This is a genomic window from Natronorubrum tibetense GA33, assembly GCF_000383975.1.
Classification (GTDB): Archaea; Halobacteriota; Halobacteria; order Halobacteriales; family Natrialbaceae; genus Natronorubrum; species Natronorubrum tibetense.
The window spans coordinates 3,265,229-3,282,065 of sequence record NZ_KB913017.1; the positions used below are offsets into that span (position 1 = coordinate 3,265,229).

A 16,837-nucleotide genomic window follows, 5' to 3' on the forward strand; every position below is an offset into this window, starting at 1 on the left:
TGAAAGACGTTTGTCATGGGAATGGTATCGGATACGTTGGTTTCAGAAGCGATTCGAGGAGATTGTCTGGACGCTGCTAGATCGGATCAACCCCGGAGTTGACAGCGATATCGACTTCGATCTCCTCAGCAGATTTTTCGCCAGTCGCTTCGAGATCGTCCGGTTGGATCCGTAACTCCTCGTCGTCGAGGAAGTCGGTAATAATCGGCACGTGAGCAAGGGAGACAGGGGCGTGGTCGTAGAGCACCGAACTCAACGCCTCGACACACTGTCGCCGGTAGGTAGCCGCAGGTTCGACACTGTAGTACGAGAGTGAGTTGAGGACGGTCTGGGCTTCAGCAGCGGTGTTTATGGTCAGTGTCGCACCAGCACCAAGCGAGTGCGTTTCTCGAAGCCGATTGTGAAGTTGCCGCGCACGGCGGCTCTCATCGGTGTCCGGGTTCAACTCGATGATCTCGTCGCTACGATACTCAGAAAATGCCCTCTCTAAGACGACACTGGCGGAGTCATCGAGTAGTATTGCGAACGGTTCGTCGATCGGTTCAAGGTCTCGAGTCGGTTCGTTCATTGCAGTGGGATCGTCTGGTGGGAGTGGCATGTTCGTGGTCTAGGTGGTACGAGCGCTACTGTGCTGTGTCAGATGACTGGTGCCCATCTCGAATTCGGGAGTGACTGGTCGAGACAGATCCCAGTTCCTCGGGGAGCCGGACAAACGCGCTTCAGTCTGCCGATGCGAATCCGCCGGTGCCAACTGACCCGCTTCCGCCGGTCAGTTCCACCAGCGCTTTTTCGAAGTGGCGCATCTCCACCACAGTCCGAATATCACTCTCGGATTCGAGCGAGTCGGTACTGATCGCCTCCTCGAGCGCGAGTGTGGCTGCGCGGTCACAGATCGCTGCTAACGTACTTCCCGAGGCACCATCTGTCTCTTTCGCAATGGTATCCAGTTCGACATCGTCGGCGAGCGGTTTCTCGTCGGTGTGGATTTCGAGGATCCGCCAGCGGGCAGTGAGATCGGGAAGCCCAACGGTAACCCGCTCACCGAGCCGCTCCTCCCGAAGGATCGCTTCGTCGATCCGGTCAGGACGATTCGTCGCCGCGATGACGGTGATGTCACCGCGTTCAGTCACTCCGTCAAGTTCGGTGAGGAACTGACTCACGACGCGATCGCCAACTGGGCCAGTCGTCCCGCGTTCCGGGACGAGACTGTCGAACTCGTCGAAGAACAGTATCGTCGGTCCCGTTTCACGGGCCGTTTCGAACACCTCTCGGACCGCCGCTTCGGCGTCGCCGACGGCGCCGCCGATCAGCTCCGGCCCATTGACCAGCATGAAGTTCGCGTCGGTTTCGGTGGCGACGGCTTTTGCGAGCATCGTCTTCCCTGTTCCAGGCGGGCCAGCGAGGAGGACACCCGCTCGCGGCGTGATATCCATCGCGTCGAATGAGTCGGCGTACTCAATCGGGAGCACTGCCGCTTCGTGGAGGTGGTGTTTGACATCTTCGAGACCGCCGATATCGTCCCAATTTGTTTCCGGGACGGTAACCCGGTGGTCGACGAGTCCACTCGGCTCGACGGCTTCGAGTGCTGCTTCCATATCTGTGTCCGTCACCTCGCAGTGTTCGAACCAGTCGATGATCTGGTCGCGGTCTCGGTCAGACCACTCCGTATCGAGGAGGTAGTCGATGTCCAGATTTGCATCGGCGAGGTGACGGCTGAATGCTTCCTCTCGTGCTGCATTGACAACGGCCGCAATGTCAGCGCCGGTGTACCCATGTGTGCGGGCAGCGATCGCATCGAGATCGACGTCGTCTGCCAGCGGGACGTCCCTGGTGTGGACGGCGAAGATTTCCTCGCGGCCCTCCTTCGAGGGAGTTCCGACTTCGATGGTCGTGCCGAGTCGCCCCGGCCGGCGCAACGCCGGGTCGATCTGCTCGGCGTTGTTCGTCGATCCGATGACGATGATGTCGTCGTTCTCCTCGAGGCCGTCCATAACGGAGAGGAGCTGGCCGACGACCCGTCGTTCGGTTGTGTCAGTCGGTGAGTCGGTCCGAACTTGGCCGAGGCTGTCGAGTTCATCGAAATAGATGATACTCGGGGCGTTCGTCCGTGCGTCCTCGAATAGGTCCCGAACGCGGCGCTCGGCTTCGCCGTACCACTTGCTCATCACTTCGGGGCCGTTGACCCGGTAGAAGGCGGCATCCGTTTCGTTTGCCAGTGCCTTCGCTAACAGCGTTTTGCCAGTCCCGGGCGGGCCACGCAGAAGGATCCCCAACGACTGGTCGTCACCGAGGACCGACTTGAGTTCGGGGAACGCGAACGGAAGTTCAGTGACTTCCCGGAATTGGTCGATGATATCGTCGAGACCCCCGATGTCATCATATGAGACGTCAGCGATCTCGTCGTTGCTGACACGGAACTCGTTGGTGGCCGCGGTATCCGCCCTGTCGTCGTTACCGGTCGGTTCGTCGCCGTCATCGGTGGTTACACTCGACTGTTCGTCCGAGTTCGAGTCAGATCCGGGTCGGTACTCGGAAACGATCTCGTGGTCGCCACGATTTGTCGAGTACGGGGCTCCGGGACCGTCGTTATGGGTGACGAACTCAAGAGTCGTCGTCGCGGTGATGGAGACAACTGATCCCGGGAAGGTGCCGACGATGTTGGCTACATCGGTGGACCGATCGATAGCGTCGATGTCGACCAAGACCGTTTTCGATGCGAAGACCGGCCGACCGAGCAACGCGTCACGAAGCTCCGTATAGGCGGCCGACGTGTCAGCGAGCGACGGCGGAACGCGGACAGTAACGCGACTGGCTGGCGATGCTGGGATCGGTGTGACATGGACCGTTGCACCGCCCGTGATGCTGAGTGCGTTCCGGTCGGACCGATCGAGTGCGACGATTCCCTCCGGGTCTCCCTCGATTCGCGTCAGACGCAGGAGGAGGTCTCGGTCATCGACCCCGACCGAGACAGCGTCACCGACGGAGCAGCCGAGTTCGGTGTAAATGTCGTCGCTAACGGCGGCGATGCCTTCAGCGTGCAGTTCCGGGTTGAGTTTTGCGACGGTGGCTTGCATGGGTGGACAGTGGAGATCTCGAATTCCGTGGTTCGGACTCAGTACCCCGTCAGCGACTGCTAGCGGTTAGTAGAACCCGTCCCGACCCGAGTCTTCGGCGCTAACCGCGGTATCGTCCGTGTCAGTCGGGTAGTCTTCGAGTGCAGCCAGGATATCGTCGCGACGGACCTCAAGGTCGCCGTCGCTGCCGCCATCGTCGGCGACCCGGCACATTGCGTACCAGCGGAGGGCATGGTCACAGACACCAGTCATGGTGGCTGCGGGGACGCCGTCGTCGAACTGGGCGGCGATCCATTCAGCGGTGACGTCATCGGCGAAGGGATAGTCACCGGCGTGGGAATCGATGATGGCCTGGGCGGTTTCGCTGTCGGGCACCGGGACGTGGATGTGGCGTTCGATCCGCCCTGGCCGCAGCACGGCGTCGTCGAGGACGTGCGGGCGGTTGGTCGCACCGATGACAAGTACGTCACCGGTGTCCTTGAACCCGTCCAGTTCCGCTAGCAACGTATTGATGAAGTCGACCTCGAAGGAGGCGTGAACGTTGTTGCGGTCGGGTGCGAGCGCGTCGATTTCGTCGAAGAAAACGACGCTGGGGGCGTTCTCACGGGCGGACTCGAAGACCTGCCGGATGTTCTTTTCCGTACTCCCGACCAGCGAGTCTTGGAGTTCTGGCCCTTCGACCGAGATGAACGCCCGGTCGTATTCGTTCGCGACAGCCTTCGCCAGCATGGTCTTGCCGTTGCCTGGCGGCCCGTAGAGGAGGACGCCAGCGGTGTCGAGGCCACACTCCTCGTAGGTGTCAGGGAATTGCTGAGGGTACTCGATAGCCGCCTGAAGCTCGGCTTTCACCTCCTCGAGGCCACCGATATCGTCGAAGCTCACGTCGGTGTCCTCGACGAACCGGTCGTTCGACGGCTGTGACGGTTGCAGCCCGAACCTGGACTGGGGTTTGGACTCGGCGGTCACCGACAGGCTTTCGACGAGCGTCTCCGTCCGAACCGTCTCCACATCGGGTGTGACGGCCACGCTCTGGAACGCGTGTTTGGTACCGGTCCGCAGTTCCAGGGCGGACAGTCCGTCAGTGGCCCCACGGAGGGCTTCATCGGTGGTGTCGACGGTCGCGTCGATATCGCCCTTGGCAGCGAACTCCTGGAGATACGTCTCGAGGAGTGCACACGCCCGCTCCGTGTCGGGCTGGCCGACCTCGATAGCGGCTTCGAACGGCATCGAGGCCGAGCTGAACGAGTCAAAGGTCGTCGTCGCGATGACGAGGACCCGGGCATCGGTTTGCTCGATGCGTCCGAATTCGGCTCGGAGCGTACTGAGCAGGTCGTCTCTATGGTACTGGTTGAACTGGTCGAGGACGAGGACACTCGGGGCGGTCGCGATGGCGTCGCGAACGGCCTGGCCTACGATTTCAGTGGCATCCCCAGGTGTGTTCTGGAAATGTTGCAACCACCCGATAGCGAACCCTTCTGCGGCCAGTTCACTACAGATGGCATCGACGAAGAGGGTCTTCCCGTTCCCACTGGGTCCGTGAACGAGCAAGCTGGTGGTCGTGATCCCAGTATCGGCCGCAAGCGGTTCGATAATGTTCCGCGCGAAGGCTTTCGCATCATCGAGTCCGACGACATCCTCCAGCGAGGTTTCCGGGGTCGAATCGAACGTAAGGTCGAGGTCGACGTTAGCGGGCTCGTTATCCACCGTCGTGGGCTCAGGGGTGAAGTATTCGGACATGTATTTGGGCGCTGGCCGCGGTATGGTTTGCGGGCGGTTCGTCGCAGTAGATACTATGTGGGTATACCTACATAATACTTTGGGAAAGCGGGTCTGCGAATACGGCTTTTTAGATTTTCTCTGAACTGCTAGATCAGGACCTTTGTGCGGGCGGGTGAAGATGGTCGGTCAGGTGCGTATTCACTCAACGACATTCGCGCTATAAAAGTAGGGAAGCAGACACAAAAAACCAGTAACCGTTCGGTTAGCTATCAGTAGTAGGTAATACGGTTGCTTTATTCAGAGTTAGGTGTGAAACCCACGGCAAGTATAGGGCGAGCAAGTAACTTATTTTTCCCTCTTGATTGTCCCCGTAGTTACCTCAAAGCCAGATTCTTCAACAATGGATTGGAACCATGCCGGTCCATATTTTTGTCTTCCGGTAAGAGCTAACAGCAATGGAGTCTTTGGTGCTAATGGTGTTGTGGTATATCTCGCCTCCTCTAGGTATGAAGAGACTTCAGATTGAACACTACCCTCAACGATTATGGATTCGATAGCCCTCTTGTCTGAAAATGGGACAGAAAACAGTTCTTCGAACTCCCAGCTATCCTCTGCCCCTCTTGCCCGGCAAAGAATCTCGGATGGGGGAGCCTCAACTCTTGCCACTGAGAGAACAGCAGGATTGATAGCGATTCCATCCGTTTCTTCGGAAAACACACCAAGGCAATTAATGTCCTCAACGAGGTCCAGAATAGCAAGTTCCTCTTTGACTTCGCGCCTGATAATCTGGTCAAACGGGCATATCCCATTTGAATGAGTCGTGTCGTGCGTTGTGTCTAGATAGCCACTCCCGGGGGAATCAATCCAATAGCCGCCTTCGATTGGCTTTCTTCCAAGAAGTACTTCATTTTCAGAGACAATCGCGAGATGGCTAGCGGTGGCATGGAGATGGCGCTGTAAGAATGCCCGCTGTTCAGTTGTCAACTTAATCTCCCTTGCCACGGTTGCGTTACGGAGCGAAAGCCACAAAACGTAATATGTACGGAAAGGTACATGCCCGAACTCCAAAGTGTAGCCACCATCAGCGATACCCGTTAGATTTAGTATGTCACTGTCGTGAAGCCTCGGACGCTTCTCAAGCAGTTGACTCCAGACAATTTTGATTTGTTCATCAAGAGTAGGGGGCACTTCACAGTTGTTTGTTGGGTCAAACTCTCCATGTAATGTCTTCGGATAGATCCCCTCCGGCCCGTAGTCAGCGTACTTTCGGTATCTCTTATCACTCATCGGTGGTTACTTTTATTAAACCAATCATATCTTCGAACCATCTTCGTACCACTCCTGAAAGTCTACCGTTCTCGGATCGTTCCAGACATCGTCGTAGATATCCTCAAGTGTGTCAATGACATTTGGATCTTCCGTCCAGAACTTTGCCGCCTTGGACCCATCATACATTGACGGTAATATCAAAAACCCTGCCTTTGACCCGTCGATGATTGCTGCCCTCAGCCAAGGCGTCGTCTCATAGAGGCGAACCTCCACATTGTTCCATTTCTCTTCACTTAACATCCGGTCGATATAGGCGAATCGCTGGATAAATTGATCCTTCGAAGGATTCGTGTCGATATTTGAGTCGTAAACGGTATCAAATCCGGTATGTCCACCAGTTTGTTGACTCACCGTCAGATCATCGGCGGATGCGGGTTTAACCAAAAGTATACGGTGGGAAACTGTATCGTCGGAAAAGTTATTCTCAGTCCTATTAACATAGTGCATATTAAAGTGTATTCGATCAATAGAATTCACTGCATTATCAGCTGCCGACTGAATTTTCTCCCCAAATTCTTCGGTGTTCTCAATTTGTTCAACCTCCGTTTCCGGACCGAAGACATCATCAACGAGTTCCGGTGCGGACTTTTCGACAGTTTCAGATGTTGATGACTCAAATACGATATCGACGATACCGAACAAGATGGTAACAGCGACAGTAACAACCGTCGCTGCTGCTCCAACAGTCCATTGGAACTCCACGTGAATGAAATATACGAGTAACACAGCGAACGGAACCGCAACTGCCCCCAAGACGACAACCCGTAATGCAGAATTCCTGTCGACCATTCTCTATTCGTCTATCAATCTATATCTAATCGATTCAATTTACATATTCTGGTTCGGCTATCGTCTGCTACTCCAGCCAGAGTGTGCTGTGAAGTTTGTTTTTCTAGTTCACTCGCCACTATGGATTGCGGACTATGCGCCCCTGTATCTCGCACGAGTATCGAAACATCTCTTGCAACTGGCAGAGCCTCCGGTGGTCAGTTCGCACACGTAGTTATCGAACCACTCGATTCGGTTTCAGGAAAGTTTCTGAATAAAGAAGTCGTGCTACGATATACTACTATCCAAAATCATATCGCTAACAACAGTAGCCAGAACGGAATATAGTAGAGTATACAGCCATCTTTTTCGACCCGAAGTGTACCGGTGTCTTGGCAGTCTCGCGGGACGATATCAGTCAGAACAATCCGATACGGAGACCGGAACGCGCCTTCGTCGTGGGCGGGTTGCGCGTTAGTCGGGTCAAACGCTTCAACGGCGGCTGTAGCTTCGGCCGGAGTTTTCACACCCTGATATGCCAGTGAAATCGGAATGGAAAGCGGTTCTGTATCCGACCGGACGACAAAGTCAACGAGACCACTCGAGGTTTCCGCGTACTCAACGTCAGACTTGTAGTTTTCAGAGAGATGGGTGAGTCGCTTGAGATGATCGAAACAGACCTGTTGTGCGACTGCACTCTCGAACTCACGATTCCACCCGGAATCAGACCCGCGCAGTTGTCGTTGAGAGAACATCGCCATATGAAGTGGATCGCGCAAATAGAGTCGCCCCTCTCGATGAGACTGGAGTGAGTAATCATGCGATCGCGAGAGGACGATCGCCTGTTCTAGGTAGTCGAAATAGTCGTCGAGCGTCCGACGATCGATACCCGTATTGTTGGCTAGGTCCGTGTAATTGATCGCGTCGTCGTCTGGGAGCGCCGCAGCGGCACAGAGCTTGAAGAGATTTTCCGGGTTCCGCAGCGAGTGTTGTTCTGCCAGCGATTTGTAGACCAACAGTTGAAGATTTGCACGCGCCTGTTGAGCGCCCTCTTCGTGTGTTTCGGTGACCGGTAACCCTCCTTCGTGGAGATACGCGTTCACGTATTGCTTCAGTTTCGACTTCAGTTCGGTGATGTCTGGCTCGAAGTAGATCTCGTCGAACGCGGTGAGGCTTTGCTGTACCGCTGTTTCAGTTCCACCTTTTAATTGCTTTCTCGCCGTTTGGAGGAGTTCACCGTCTGTTCCGCCGCCTTTGTGGCGCGTCTTGGCGAAGGATCGCACTTTCCCCGTCTTTGTCCGTTCGACCCAATCTGCGAACTTCTCCGGTATAAGTCGAAAGTGGTCGTGATCTCCTTCAAGGACAGTGTGATCGTCGGAGCTCGCCGAAACGATGAGATACGTATTATCGTACAGAACGCGAAGCAGCGGCTCTTTCCACGCCTCAGGGTTGTCGGAGGCAAGCACGTCGATATCGTCGACGATGATCAGGTGTGAGCCCTGTGTGACCTGGGTTTGCTGGTACCACTCGATGACTTCTATGAACTTCTGTATGCGCGCTTCCTGAGGGAGGAGTCGATACTGACTGTCTTCGAGAGGGAGATACAGTATCTGCTCGTTCGCGAGCGCGTTCTCGAGTTCGTAGTCCGTGTCTTGGTCGTCGATCTGGTCAGTGAGTTGTGCATCGGTCGTCGAGAGCGAGACATTGATGAACTTTCGGAGGAGCGTCGTCTTTCCGATCCCGTAAGGGCCAGTAATCGTTCGAGCAACGTTAGTTCGATCGTTTGACTCATCGATCAGTTTTGTCCCGTGAAACGCCTTCACGAGATTGTAGAGATCCGACCGCTCTTCAGCGTCGATCTCTGGAAGACTATCGGCGGCGTTCGACCGCCACCACGGATTTTGCGCCTCGGCTTCGCTGATGAAGTCCAGCGTATCGCTGAACGACCTGGCCAGTTTCGTTGACATTGATGTCTGTTCAAAACGAAACTACATAAATTCTGTGTTCGAGTAGACGGATTATCCTTCTAAAGTGCATCTCCAATTACGGTGTTGTTAGTGATATGTGTTGTATGTCTTGGAGTTTCGATTTCAATTACGATGTATGACTAAGTTCGTTTCACGATGCAGTACCGTTTGGTCGTTGGATCGCCAACGGACTGTTTAATAAGCTGTGGGCTCGGTGAACATCCTTATTATCGCTTGTGGTCACTGTCTTCTTTGCAGGTGCTTTCGCGATCAACGCTGAATCTCGACTGGATCTTTCGCTAATAGATATGCGTCTGGATTTTCTTCTTCATGGACACAAAGCCCTGCTCGAGTAAATATCGCCACCAATCGTGGTGCATGTCCAGCAGGGGCTGGAATGTGACCGTGTTCAAGGCCGTGAGCTGGAAGAACGAATTCACGTTTCATTGGACCGTTTCTTAGGGAGACTACTCCTGGTCAGATGAGCCTGCGATGAGAATTGTCACGTCTCTTCTGCTGACTCGCCGTCTGAGATCTCGGCGTAGGTCATGCAGGTGGGACATCCGTGGACGTTATTCTCATCAACGGCAAAGACACGGACGAAGGCTGAGGTAGCGTGACTTCCACAGTTGGGACATTCAGGCATACTGGTTGGTTACTTTCGATGTTTAGGATTTAGAACGCTTGAGTGTTACGTAGTTTCCCTGTAGTGATCATTAGAGGGTTCGGTCGAGATTGTGGACGATACACGCAAGGGCGAGTTCACGAAACTGCTTCCACCAGCATCGTGAACGGGCGAACGCACCGTATCTTCGCTTAAGCCGAGAGTTCACCGTTTTGCTCTGACTCCGTTGACCGTAGATTTCAGTATCCAACCGAGCATTCCACACTTTCTGAAGTGAGGAAAACTCACGGTGTTTGATGAGTGGACGAACCCCGTTCTTGCGGGCCATCGTCCGAATCTGCTGATCGTCGTACCCTTGTCTCCAAGCAAACTCTGGTTGGAGCTACGGTGCGGTTGATGAGCGATGGTGCGATCTGCGTATCGTGTTTTCGGGTTGTTGTGACGTGAGAGGGTAGATCTCGCCTAACTGATCATTCCCTGCTCACTTAATTACCCGTTCGCTGAGACCGTGATTTTCGACCGTGTGAGCGTTACTACGGTCCGGAGACTTAAAAGGGACCCAGTTAATTGCCTTAGTGGAACGCCGGGTCTATCCTAATGATTTTCGACCCGATTGAGCGTACCTAGATGAGTACTCGAAGTGGGCAAATAGAGGCACCAAACCAGGATCGGCGGATTCGGGATTCTTTATATTACCCCCGTTTCTATTCGTGGAACACGCTCATTCCAATAATGATTGCCTCGTTCTCTTTATTAGTGAATTCAGAAATCACTAAACCGGTATTATTCCACTAGTCAACTAACGGTGAAATCAAGTCGCAGATCCACATTCTGAATACGGGGTACGTCCAAAGAAGGGTCTCGCGTTGAACTGCCCCACTAGCAAATCAATATAAACGAATACCCGTTCTACATATGAAGTTTAAGTAGATCACGTAACGAATAGTTCTCTATGACAAGCAAGCCGAATACTGACACAGAGACTGGTGCAAGAGTTTCGCTTGATATTCCGGCTCAAGACACGAGCCTTTTCAAAAGCCAGGCAGTTCACGATGTGCTCTCCTTTTCATCACGCTATCATGCTGACGAGTTCTCCATCACGGAACTGGCTGACGCGGTAAACTACTCTCGCCCAACGATTACGAAAGCAGTAGACACGTTAGTCGCCAACGATCTCATCACCGATCGGCGGGATGGGAACACACGATTAGCCCAGGTCAACCGGGAACGACTATCTCGCCCCGACGACCCGTTGCTCCAAATCCCCCAGGCCGAGTTTCACACGCCAGTCCGCACTGCTGTCGAACAATTAGTCGAACAACTCGACACCGTCATCGGCATCATCCTATACGGAAGCGTCGCCCGGGGGACTGCTGACCGGCGAAGTGACATCGACCTCTGGGTGCTTGTCGAGGAAGACCGGATGACGAATGAGCGAACCACGAACACAATCCGGCAAGACCTCGAGGACCAAGAATTTGACACTGGTCGCTACGCATACGAAATCGATGTCGAAACCCTGCCAGCCGTCCCGAACTACACCATAGAACTACAGGAGATTCTCAGCGACGGCATCGTGATCCACGATACAGAGAAATTCGAAACAGTTCGAGAGATGGTGTTCCACGGTGATCTCGATGAGTAGCGACTCCGACCCACAGGCTATCATAGACGCGCTTGCAGCGGCTATCGATGCGTTCAACGAAGAGGATACGGCATTCCCACGCGTGAAGACAAGATCGATTCGGATACTGATTGGAAAACGCAGTTGACGAAGGCCTGCCGGTTGCTGGCCGCTATCGAACACATCTCAGGACAGGGATTTTATACAGCAACGATCGAATTGTGCTTCGGGGCAACTGAACGGTCCGTCGAAGCCTACGCGCTAGCCGAAGGCGGGGACGACCTTGATGACTTCCATGACCACACTACATGCTACGACCGCGCAACTGCACTCGGCTTACTCACCGACCCAACAATACAGGAACTCCGGGAAGCTGTATGACACCAACCGCACCGATAGTTACTACGGCGGGAGACGACCCACAGAACGACAAGCAGAAACGATGCAGCAACTCGCCCGAAGCGTCCACGAGTATGTTACCGATCAAATCAGAGAAGGCGGCGTGTGCGTCTGCAACTCGCTCGACTGACAGCCTTGCAGCTCACTGGTTCTCAAGCGCGTCGTAGATTTCCCGATTCGCGTCCCGATCAGCTGTTCAACGGTGGGTAGCTGACAAGCCGCCGAGATCGAACTCAAATATCGATTGTCCACGTCGTTACCGACAAAAAAGGATGATTCGGCGTAACAGATTTGCAAATGTTTTTTATATTGAAACAAGTTTCGGAGTGTGTTATGCCATTCGATGGGTTTCAGGGATTCACAACGTGGGATTCAAAAGAAGATGATTTGTCTGATCCGTGTAACGGGAACAACCTGATAATGGAGTTCAGGCGTGACGATGATGTAGTATTAATATTTGATTCACCCGACCATGGGGTGTACGCAGTGTATCACGATCTCCACTATCTGCATAATGTTTATTACATGGATTCGTTGCAAATCCTCCTCCCACTTGTTCCTTCACTGCTCAATACCGATTGGGAAGTAGCAGAGTATAATGCTGAATTGGTCACCGAACAGTTCGATACTCAATTACCATCCGCTGTAACTGCCTTAGGCGAATGAAAGCAGCCATATCTGTAAACTGCTGCTACAGGTATGACGGGGATCGTGTTTCGATTCTCAGTGGATGAAACGATTCGCTAGAAATCACTGACCAACACAAATATTTCGTTGGCACATCGTTCCAATGACAGCATCCGTAACGGGAATGGGGTCTGGTCAGATTACGGGTTTCGAACACCGTTCAGATAGTGACTATCTCGCCAGAATCAAGCCTGTTAGGCACCATACCTGCGAATATCTGTCCTGATCGGCAATCAGACAGGCGAGAGCAACGACGAGCTAACGCGTGCCAATTACTGAGCGGGCAGACGTTTAAACCGAACTGGGTCATGAACGGTGGTGCGAGATGATCCCCTCATTAGATCACGTCAATCTCGACCAGCCCAACGGAGACTGGTATGAGACGACGACCGCCGAATCAGTTGTACCGACTCACACAATTAACACGCCCGAAAGCGTGTCCGGGATAGAGCAACATCGCGTTCGTGACTCTCGAAGTGATGCGCTCCGATCAACATCAATCTCTGAAGCGCCAATCATTGAGCCGCTAACTGTTGCAGCTGACAGTATCTCCGAGCGTCTCCAAGCGTCTCTGATCGAGGACGACAAAAACCGTATTGAAGCGTGGTGTGAGATGCACGGAATCGAGGATCGTGCTGCCGATAAGCGATTCGAGATTATCGCTCGACAAGCAGTGTTTAGTCTGCTGTTGAAAGCAGCGCTATACGAACAGCGTCACCGGCGCGGTGAATTCCCGACTCTCTCAACAAGGACGCGAGCGGAGCTCCGAACAGCGATCGATAGAATATCAATCCCAGCAGTAGATACATCACTCCTCAATGACGTTGTATGGTTAGCCGACGGAGACGACCTCGCGGCGGTTGTTCAAGAACGACAGCAACTGGTACGGAGCACACAGCCAGCCGAAGATATCGGGAGCCTACACGAGCAACTCGTGATGGACGAAGGTCGCCAAGCGCTTGGCCAGTATCGATCACCGCCTATTGCCGGGACGATCATGCGCCGCTGGGCGGCTGACAATGGTTCCTCCGTGCTCGATATCGGCGTTGGGGCTGGCTCGCTCGGAGCACCGTTCCATCCAGACTGGGAGGTCAATACCGACCCGGGGACGATAATTGGCATCGACCGAAGTCCGCTCGGCGTGGCAATGGCGACAACGGCATTGACACTCTACGGGCAATCACACGTCACCCACCAGACAGACGTATTCGAGCTCACGCCCGAGGATCTCCCAGATACAGTCGATGGGATCGTCTGTAATCCACCATACACGAGCAGTGACCAACTCTCGACCGAATACAAAGAAACACTGTCGAGAGCACTCGCTGATCTCGACATCGAACTCTCCGCGAACGCCCCGTTGTACACGTACGTTCTCGCGTACGCAACTCAGTTCCTAGATGACGGTGACCGGATGGCAGTACTCGTTCCCCGGTCGTGGATGGACGCTACATACGGCAACGCTGTCAAAGAGTTCCTCCTTGATCGGTACCGGATTCATGGCATCCTCGGCACATCCACACAGCGGATCATCCCGCAAGCCGAAGTCGCCACAGTCGTTCTGTTTCTCGAACGGACGACCGACGCTGCATCCCGTGACCGAAATACGGTCACGTTCACACACATCACCGACAGTCTACAGTCGGTCGACGACGACGTCGGAATCCCCCGACTTTGCTCAATCATCAACGGCACGAAGACGCCGCGTGGGAATGCAGCCGAAATTGAGATGTTGAACAGACCACAGCGTGAACTCGACGCGAGCAGTCACTGGGGACGGTATCTCCGCGCCCCTGACGTGTATTTCGACGTGATCGCTCCGAAGCTCTCACTAACACTCGCGGATGTCGCCGCGGTGACCACGGGAATGACGTCGGGATATAACTCGTTCTTCTACCTCGATGCTGCCGACGCCGAAGCAACCGAAATCGAATCTGCCTACTTACAACCGCTTGTGAAATCCCCGACTGACTGCCAGCGATACAGACTCACCCGTTCGGATGCCAGCCATCGAGTCCTCGCAGTCGAAGCTGACAAATCCGCACTCGACGGAACCGGCATCGCAGCATACATCCAACACGGCGAATCCACAGGTATTCCCGAACGACCGTATTTCGAAGGCGACTCCGGGGATGAGTGGTACAAACAAGACTTGAAAACGGCAGCACTTCTTCAGCCATACACGGTCGGTAGCCGACACTTCTGTGCGTACAATTCGGACGGCCTGTGTGTCGATAAGCGACTTGTATGTATCGAACCGTGCACTGACTCACATCAAGAGTTGCTTTTCGCGTTTCTGAATTCGACGATTGGAGTACTTCTCAAGGAGCTGTTCGGTAAATCCGGGCATGGAGGTGGTGCGCTTGACACATCAGTCAGGGACATGCAGCAACTCCCTGTAATTGATCCGGAAGTACTCAGTTGCGAACAACAAGACGCGTTGCGAGCAGCTGCTGAGTCGCTCAAAACGCAGCCGATCAGAGATATCCAAGGCGAACTTGGAGCAAGCAAACCTGAAGACGTAACGATCGATCACGTGACGGGTCCTCGACGCAGAATCGATGAGATACTGATGGGGGATCTTCTTGGACTGTCACCCGCTGAGCAACGAGAAGTCTATCGGACCGTACTTCAACTTGTTACCGACAGGGCGAACAAACCATAAATGATTTTGGCGTTCAAACGTCCGAGATCCCCTCGCAGAATCACAAACCAAAGAACTGATCGACGCCCTCATAACCGAGATCGAGAACGAAGTAGATACCAACAAACCGTTCACACCCCATAACGATTCCTCACCACCTCCACATTCTCACGAAGAAACGCACGATGTAGAACCTGCTCCTGAGGGCAGGGACTCTACGCAGAATTCAACGCCAGGACCATGGGAGACATCAGACCAGTTCACCGTTAAGATCGAGGATTCGAAGAACAAAATAGCAGCAGTGAGCGGCACTGACCAAACGGAAGCAATGGTCAAAGCAACGAACTACCTCATGGAGAACCACGACTTGATAGACGAAGTCACGATCCCATGGATTCCAGGTCGGAAAAAAGCAATACTCAATGACGAACCACACTGGGACAACGCCGACCCGGAATTCAAACGGTGAGTAACGGGTACTACGTCGACACAAAACTCAGCCGCTCTGCGAAACAGCGAGAATTGAGGCGCATGGCAGAGAAAGTTGGGTTGAGTGTACATTTCGACGGCAACTGGTAAGCACGACTTCACTGACCTAAATTCGGAGGCTCTCAACGAGTTCCTGATTCGTTTTGAGTAGAATAGAGACATGTCTTCGAATGAAGATATATAATCTATCGCGCCCTTGATCGAATCAATGCCCTTCATTGCGGTCGATCCCGCTGATAAGCGTCCTCGAATCCCGATCGGCGTCGGTGACGACGAAGAGGTTCAATGCCCAGTCTGTAACGATCCTCTCCGTGTTCGTGAAGGCTCTTCTACTGCTCGGCATTTCTACCACCCGCCAGACCACTCTTGTAGTGGTGAATCCGCTCTCCATCTCCGGATGAAATCGATCGCGGTTGAAAAACTCAAAGACGAGTATCCTAATGCATCGATAGACGTTGAGTTCATCACTGACGACATCCCGCGTCGTGCTGATGTCTTCGTTGAATTCGAGCAGCCACAATTCCCTTTCGGGAAAGGGATCGCTGTTGAGGTACAGTACCGAAACGAACAAAAGAACCTTACAGAAACGACTGCCAGCTACCTCACCGGCGATATCAGTGTGATCTGGCTCTTCGAGGAAAACTATGTCGGTACTCGTCCTGAGTACGAGGATGTCGAACTCCCCGATCCGATCCCAGTCTGGCCGTACGGCATCCCTCACGGTGAGTTGTCGTCACCGGACCCGTCAGCCGGGGGCTATCTGGGTATCACTGAAGCCGATCTCATCGCTGCGCTCCCGAACCACATTGACGACCAAGTTTCGCTGGCTGAATTCCCGAGTGAATCGGATGAGGGTGAAGAGTCCGATGATCTACCGGAGTGGACTCGTGAGAAAGAACTCCACCTCAACCTCTCTTTAGGGTCCCCAGGTGTCCGGGAAGTCTACAAATCATGGTTGGACGGCAAAATACAGAGCAAAGGCAGTGAACACCAAGACGAAATCGAGGAGCGCCGGGAAATATTGGAATTAGAAGACCGATTCACGTATTTCCCTGAACGCTTTAGCAAAGGGTCCGGAGAGACATTTGAATTCAGTATCGGTGTCCGCCACGCTGGCAGTGGTCAGTTCACTGTCCGAAAGTTTGTGGACGGTATAGAACGGGAACTCGTGTTCCCTGTCAGCGACGATGAGATCGACTCGTTCACCGAATTCGTGCTTGAGTTGTGTTATACGTTAGAGTGTACTCGCGGCTCAACGTCGAAAGAGAAAGAAGTGAACCAGCCAATTGAATCCAACCTCAGCACGCTCTCGTACGCAGTTTCCCAAACAGGAACTGAGACAGTTACCGTCAAGCTGAGCAGTACCACAGAAACCATGAATATAGAATTCTTCCCGCAACAGATCCAACCGCTCGTCGATCTCTGTGCTAAAGTCCGACTCTGGTACGACTACTCGGATACCGGTGCTTGAAAAATGTTTCACGCAACCGTGTCGAACCGGTCGCTAATCTA

12 protein-coding genes and 2 pseudogenes are annotated in these 16,837 nt (G+C 53.7%); 6 read left to right on the top strand and 8 right to left on the bottom strand.

What is annotated here, in order from left to right; genetic code table 11:
* Positions 1-76 precede the first annotated feature (76 nt).
* The 8 genes and pseudogenes from NATTI_RS0116905 to NATTI_RS25490 form a co-directional block, all read right to left on the bottom strand.
* A complete protein-coding gene (locus NATTI_RS0116905) occupies positions 77-598 on the bottom strand; it encodes a hypothetical protein (RefSeq protein ID WP_241434335.1) in 522 nt (173 codons plus the stop codon).
* A 121-nt stretch (positions 599-719) separates the two neighbouring features.
* Positions 720-3,074, bottom strand: a complete 2,355-nt coding sequence (locus NATTI_RS0116910) for an AAA family ATPase (RefSeq protein WP_006090766.1) — start codon at positions 3,072-3,074, stop codon at positions 720-722.
* Between the two features lie 66 nt (positions 3,075-3,140).
* Positions 3,141-4,778: an AAA family ATPase gene (locus tag NATTI_RS0116915; protein WP_019991973.1), complete on the bottom strand. Its 1,638-nt coding sequence runs from the start codon at positions 4,776-4,778 to the stop codon at positions 3,141-3,143.
* 360 nt (positions 4,779-5,138) lie between these two features.
* Positions 5,139-6,080: a hypothetical protein gene (locus tag NATTI_RS0116920; RefSeq protein WP_019991974.1), complete on the bottom strand. Its 942-nt coding sequence runs from the start codon at positions 6,078-6,080 to the stop codon at positions 5,139-5,141.
* 24 nt (positions 6,081-6,104) lie between these two features.
* Positions 6,105-6,911 carry a hypothetical protein gene (locus NATTI_RS0116925; protein ID WP_006090768.1) on the bottom strand — a complete coding sequence of 269 codons (807 nt, stop codon included), beginning with the start codon at positions 6,909-6,911 and terminating at the stop codon, positions 6,105-6,107.
* Between the two features lie 290 nt (positions 6,912-7,201).
* Positions 7,202-8,356: a DUF4143 domain-containing protein gene (locus NATTI_RS0116930; RefSeq protein ID WP_241434336.1), complete on the bottom strand. Its 1,155-nt coding sequence runs from the start codon at positions 8,354-8,356 to the stop codon at positions 7,202-7,204.
* 1,003 nt (positions 8,357-9,359) lie between these two features.
* A complete protein-coding gene (locus NATTI_RS27665) occupies positions 9,360-9,503 on the bottom strand; it encodes a DUF7563 family protein (RefSeq protein WP_449289287.1) in 144 nt (47 codons plus the stop codon).
* Positions 9,504-9,573: 70 nt separating this feature from the next.
* A pseudogene (locus tag NATTI_RS25490) lies at positions 9,574-9,937 on the bottom strand (IS5/IS1182 family transposase); the annotation flags it as partial.
* 497 nt (positions 9,938-10,434) lie between these two features.
* Between NATTI_RS25490 and NATTI_RS0116940 the strand changes: the two are divergent.
* The 6 genes and pseudogenes from NATTI_RS0116940 to NATTI_RS0116970 all read left to right on the top strand — a co-directional run bounded on the left by NATTI_RS0116940 (position 10,435) and on the right by NATTI_RS0116970 (position 16,796).
* On the top strand, positions 10,435-11,127 hold the full coding sequence (locus NATTI_RS0116940) for a nucleotidyltransferase domain-containing protein (RefSeq protein WP_019991976.1): 693 nt from the start codon (positions 10,435-10,437) through the stop codon (positions 11,125-11,127).
* Positions 11,120-11,635, top strand: a pseudogene (locus NATTI_RS27515) (DNA-binding protein). The gene NATTI_RS0116940 and the pseudogene NATTI_RS27515 overlap by 8 nt, the downstream one beginning before the upstream one ends.
* A gap of 203 nt (positions 11,636-11,838) precedes the next feature.
* Complete coding sequence (locus tag NATTI_RS0116950) at positions 11,839-12,171, top strand: hypothetical protein (RefSeq protein WP_006090771.1); 333 nt, start codon at positions 11,839-11,841, stop codon at positions 12,169-12,171.
* A gap of 346 nt (positions 12,172-12,517) precedes the next feature.
* On the top strand, positions 12,518-14,857 hold the full coding sequence (locus NATTI_RS0116955; RefSeq protein ID WP_006090772.1) for an Eco57I restriction-modification methylase domain-containing protein: 2,340 nt from the start codon (positions 12,518-12,520) through the stop codon (positions 14,855-14,857).
* Between the two features lie 280 nt (positions 14,858-15,137).
* Complete coding sequence (locus NATTI_RS26805; protein WP_006090773.1) at positions 15,138-15,305, top strand: hypothetical protein; 168 nt, start codon at positions 15,138-15,140, stop codon at positions 15,303-15,305.
* Between the two features lie 228 nt (positions 15,306-15,533).
* A complete protein-coding gene (locus tag NATTI_RS0116970) occupies positions 15,534-16,796 on the top strand; it encodes a competence protein CoiA (RefSeq protein ID WP_241434337.1) in 1,263 nt (420 codons plus the stop codon).
* Positions 16,797-16,837: the final 41 nt, after the last annotated feature.

Bases quoted from the DNA above. Each gene is read 5' to 3' on its own strand.
- NATTI_RS0116905 (WP_241434335.1), bottom strand. From the start codon at position 598: ATGCCACTCCCACCAGACGATCCCACTGCAATGAACGAACCGACTCGA.
- NATTI_RS0116910 (WP_006090766.1), bottom strand. From the start codon at position 3,074: ATGCAAGCCACCGTCGCAAAACTCAACCCGGAACTGCACGCTGAAGGC.
- NATTI_RS0116920 (WP_019991974.1), bottom strand. From the start codon at position 6,080: ATGAGTGATAAGAGATACCGAAAGTACGCTGACTACGGGCCGGAGGGG.
- NATTI_RS0116925 (WP_006090768.1), bottom strand. From the start codon at position 6,911: ATGGTCGACAGGAATTCTGCATTACGGGTTGTCGTCTTGGGGGCAGTT.
- NATTI_RS27665 (WP_449289287.1), bottom strand. From the start codon at position 9,503: ATGCCTGAATGTCCCAACTGTGGAAGTCACGCTACCTCAGCCTTCGTC.
- NATTI_RS0116940 (WP_019991976.1), top strand. From the start codon at position 10,435: ATGACAAGCAAGCCGAATACTGACACAGAGACTGGTGCAAGAGTTTCG.
- NATTI_RS0116950 (WP_006090771.1), top strand. From the start codon at position 11,839: ATGCCATTCGATGGGTTTCAGGGATTCACAACGTGGGATTCAAAAGAA.
- NATTI_RS0116955 (WP_006090772.1), top strand. From the start codon at position 12,518: ATGATCCCCTCATTAGATCACGTCAATCTCGACCAGCCCAACGGAGAC.
- NATTI_RS0116970 (WP_241434337.1), top strand. From the start codon at position 15,534: ATGCCCTTCATTGCGGTCGATCCCGCTGATAAGCGTCCTCGAATCCCG.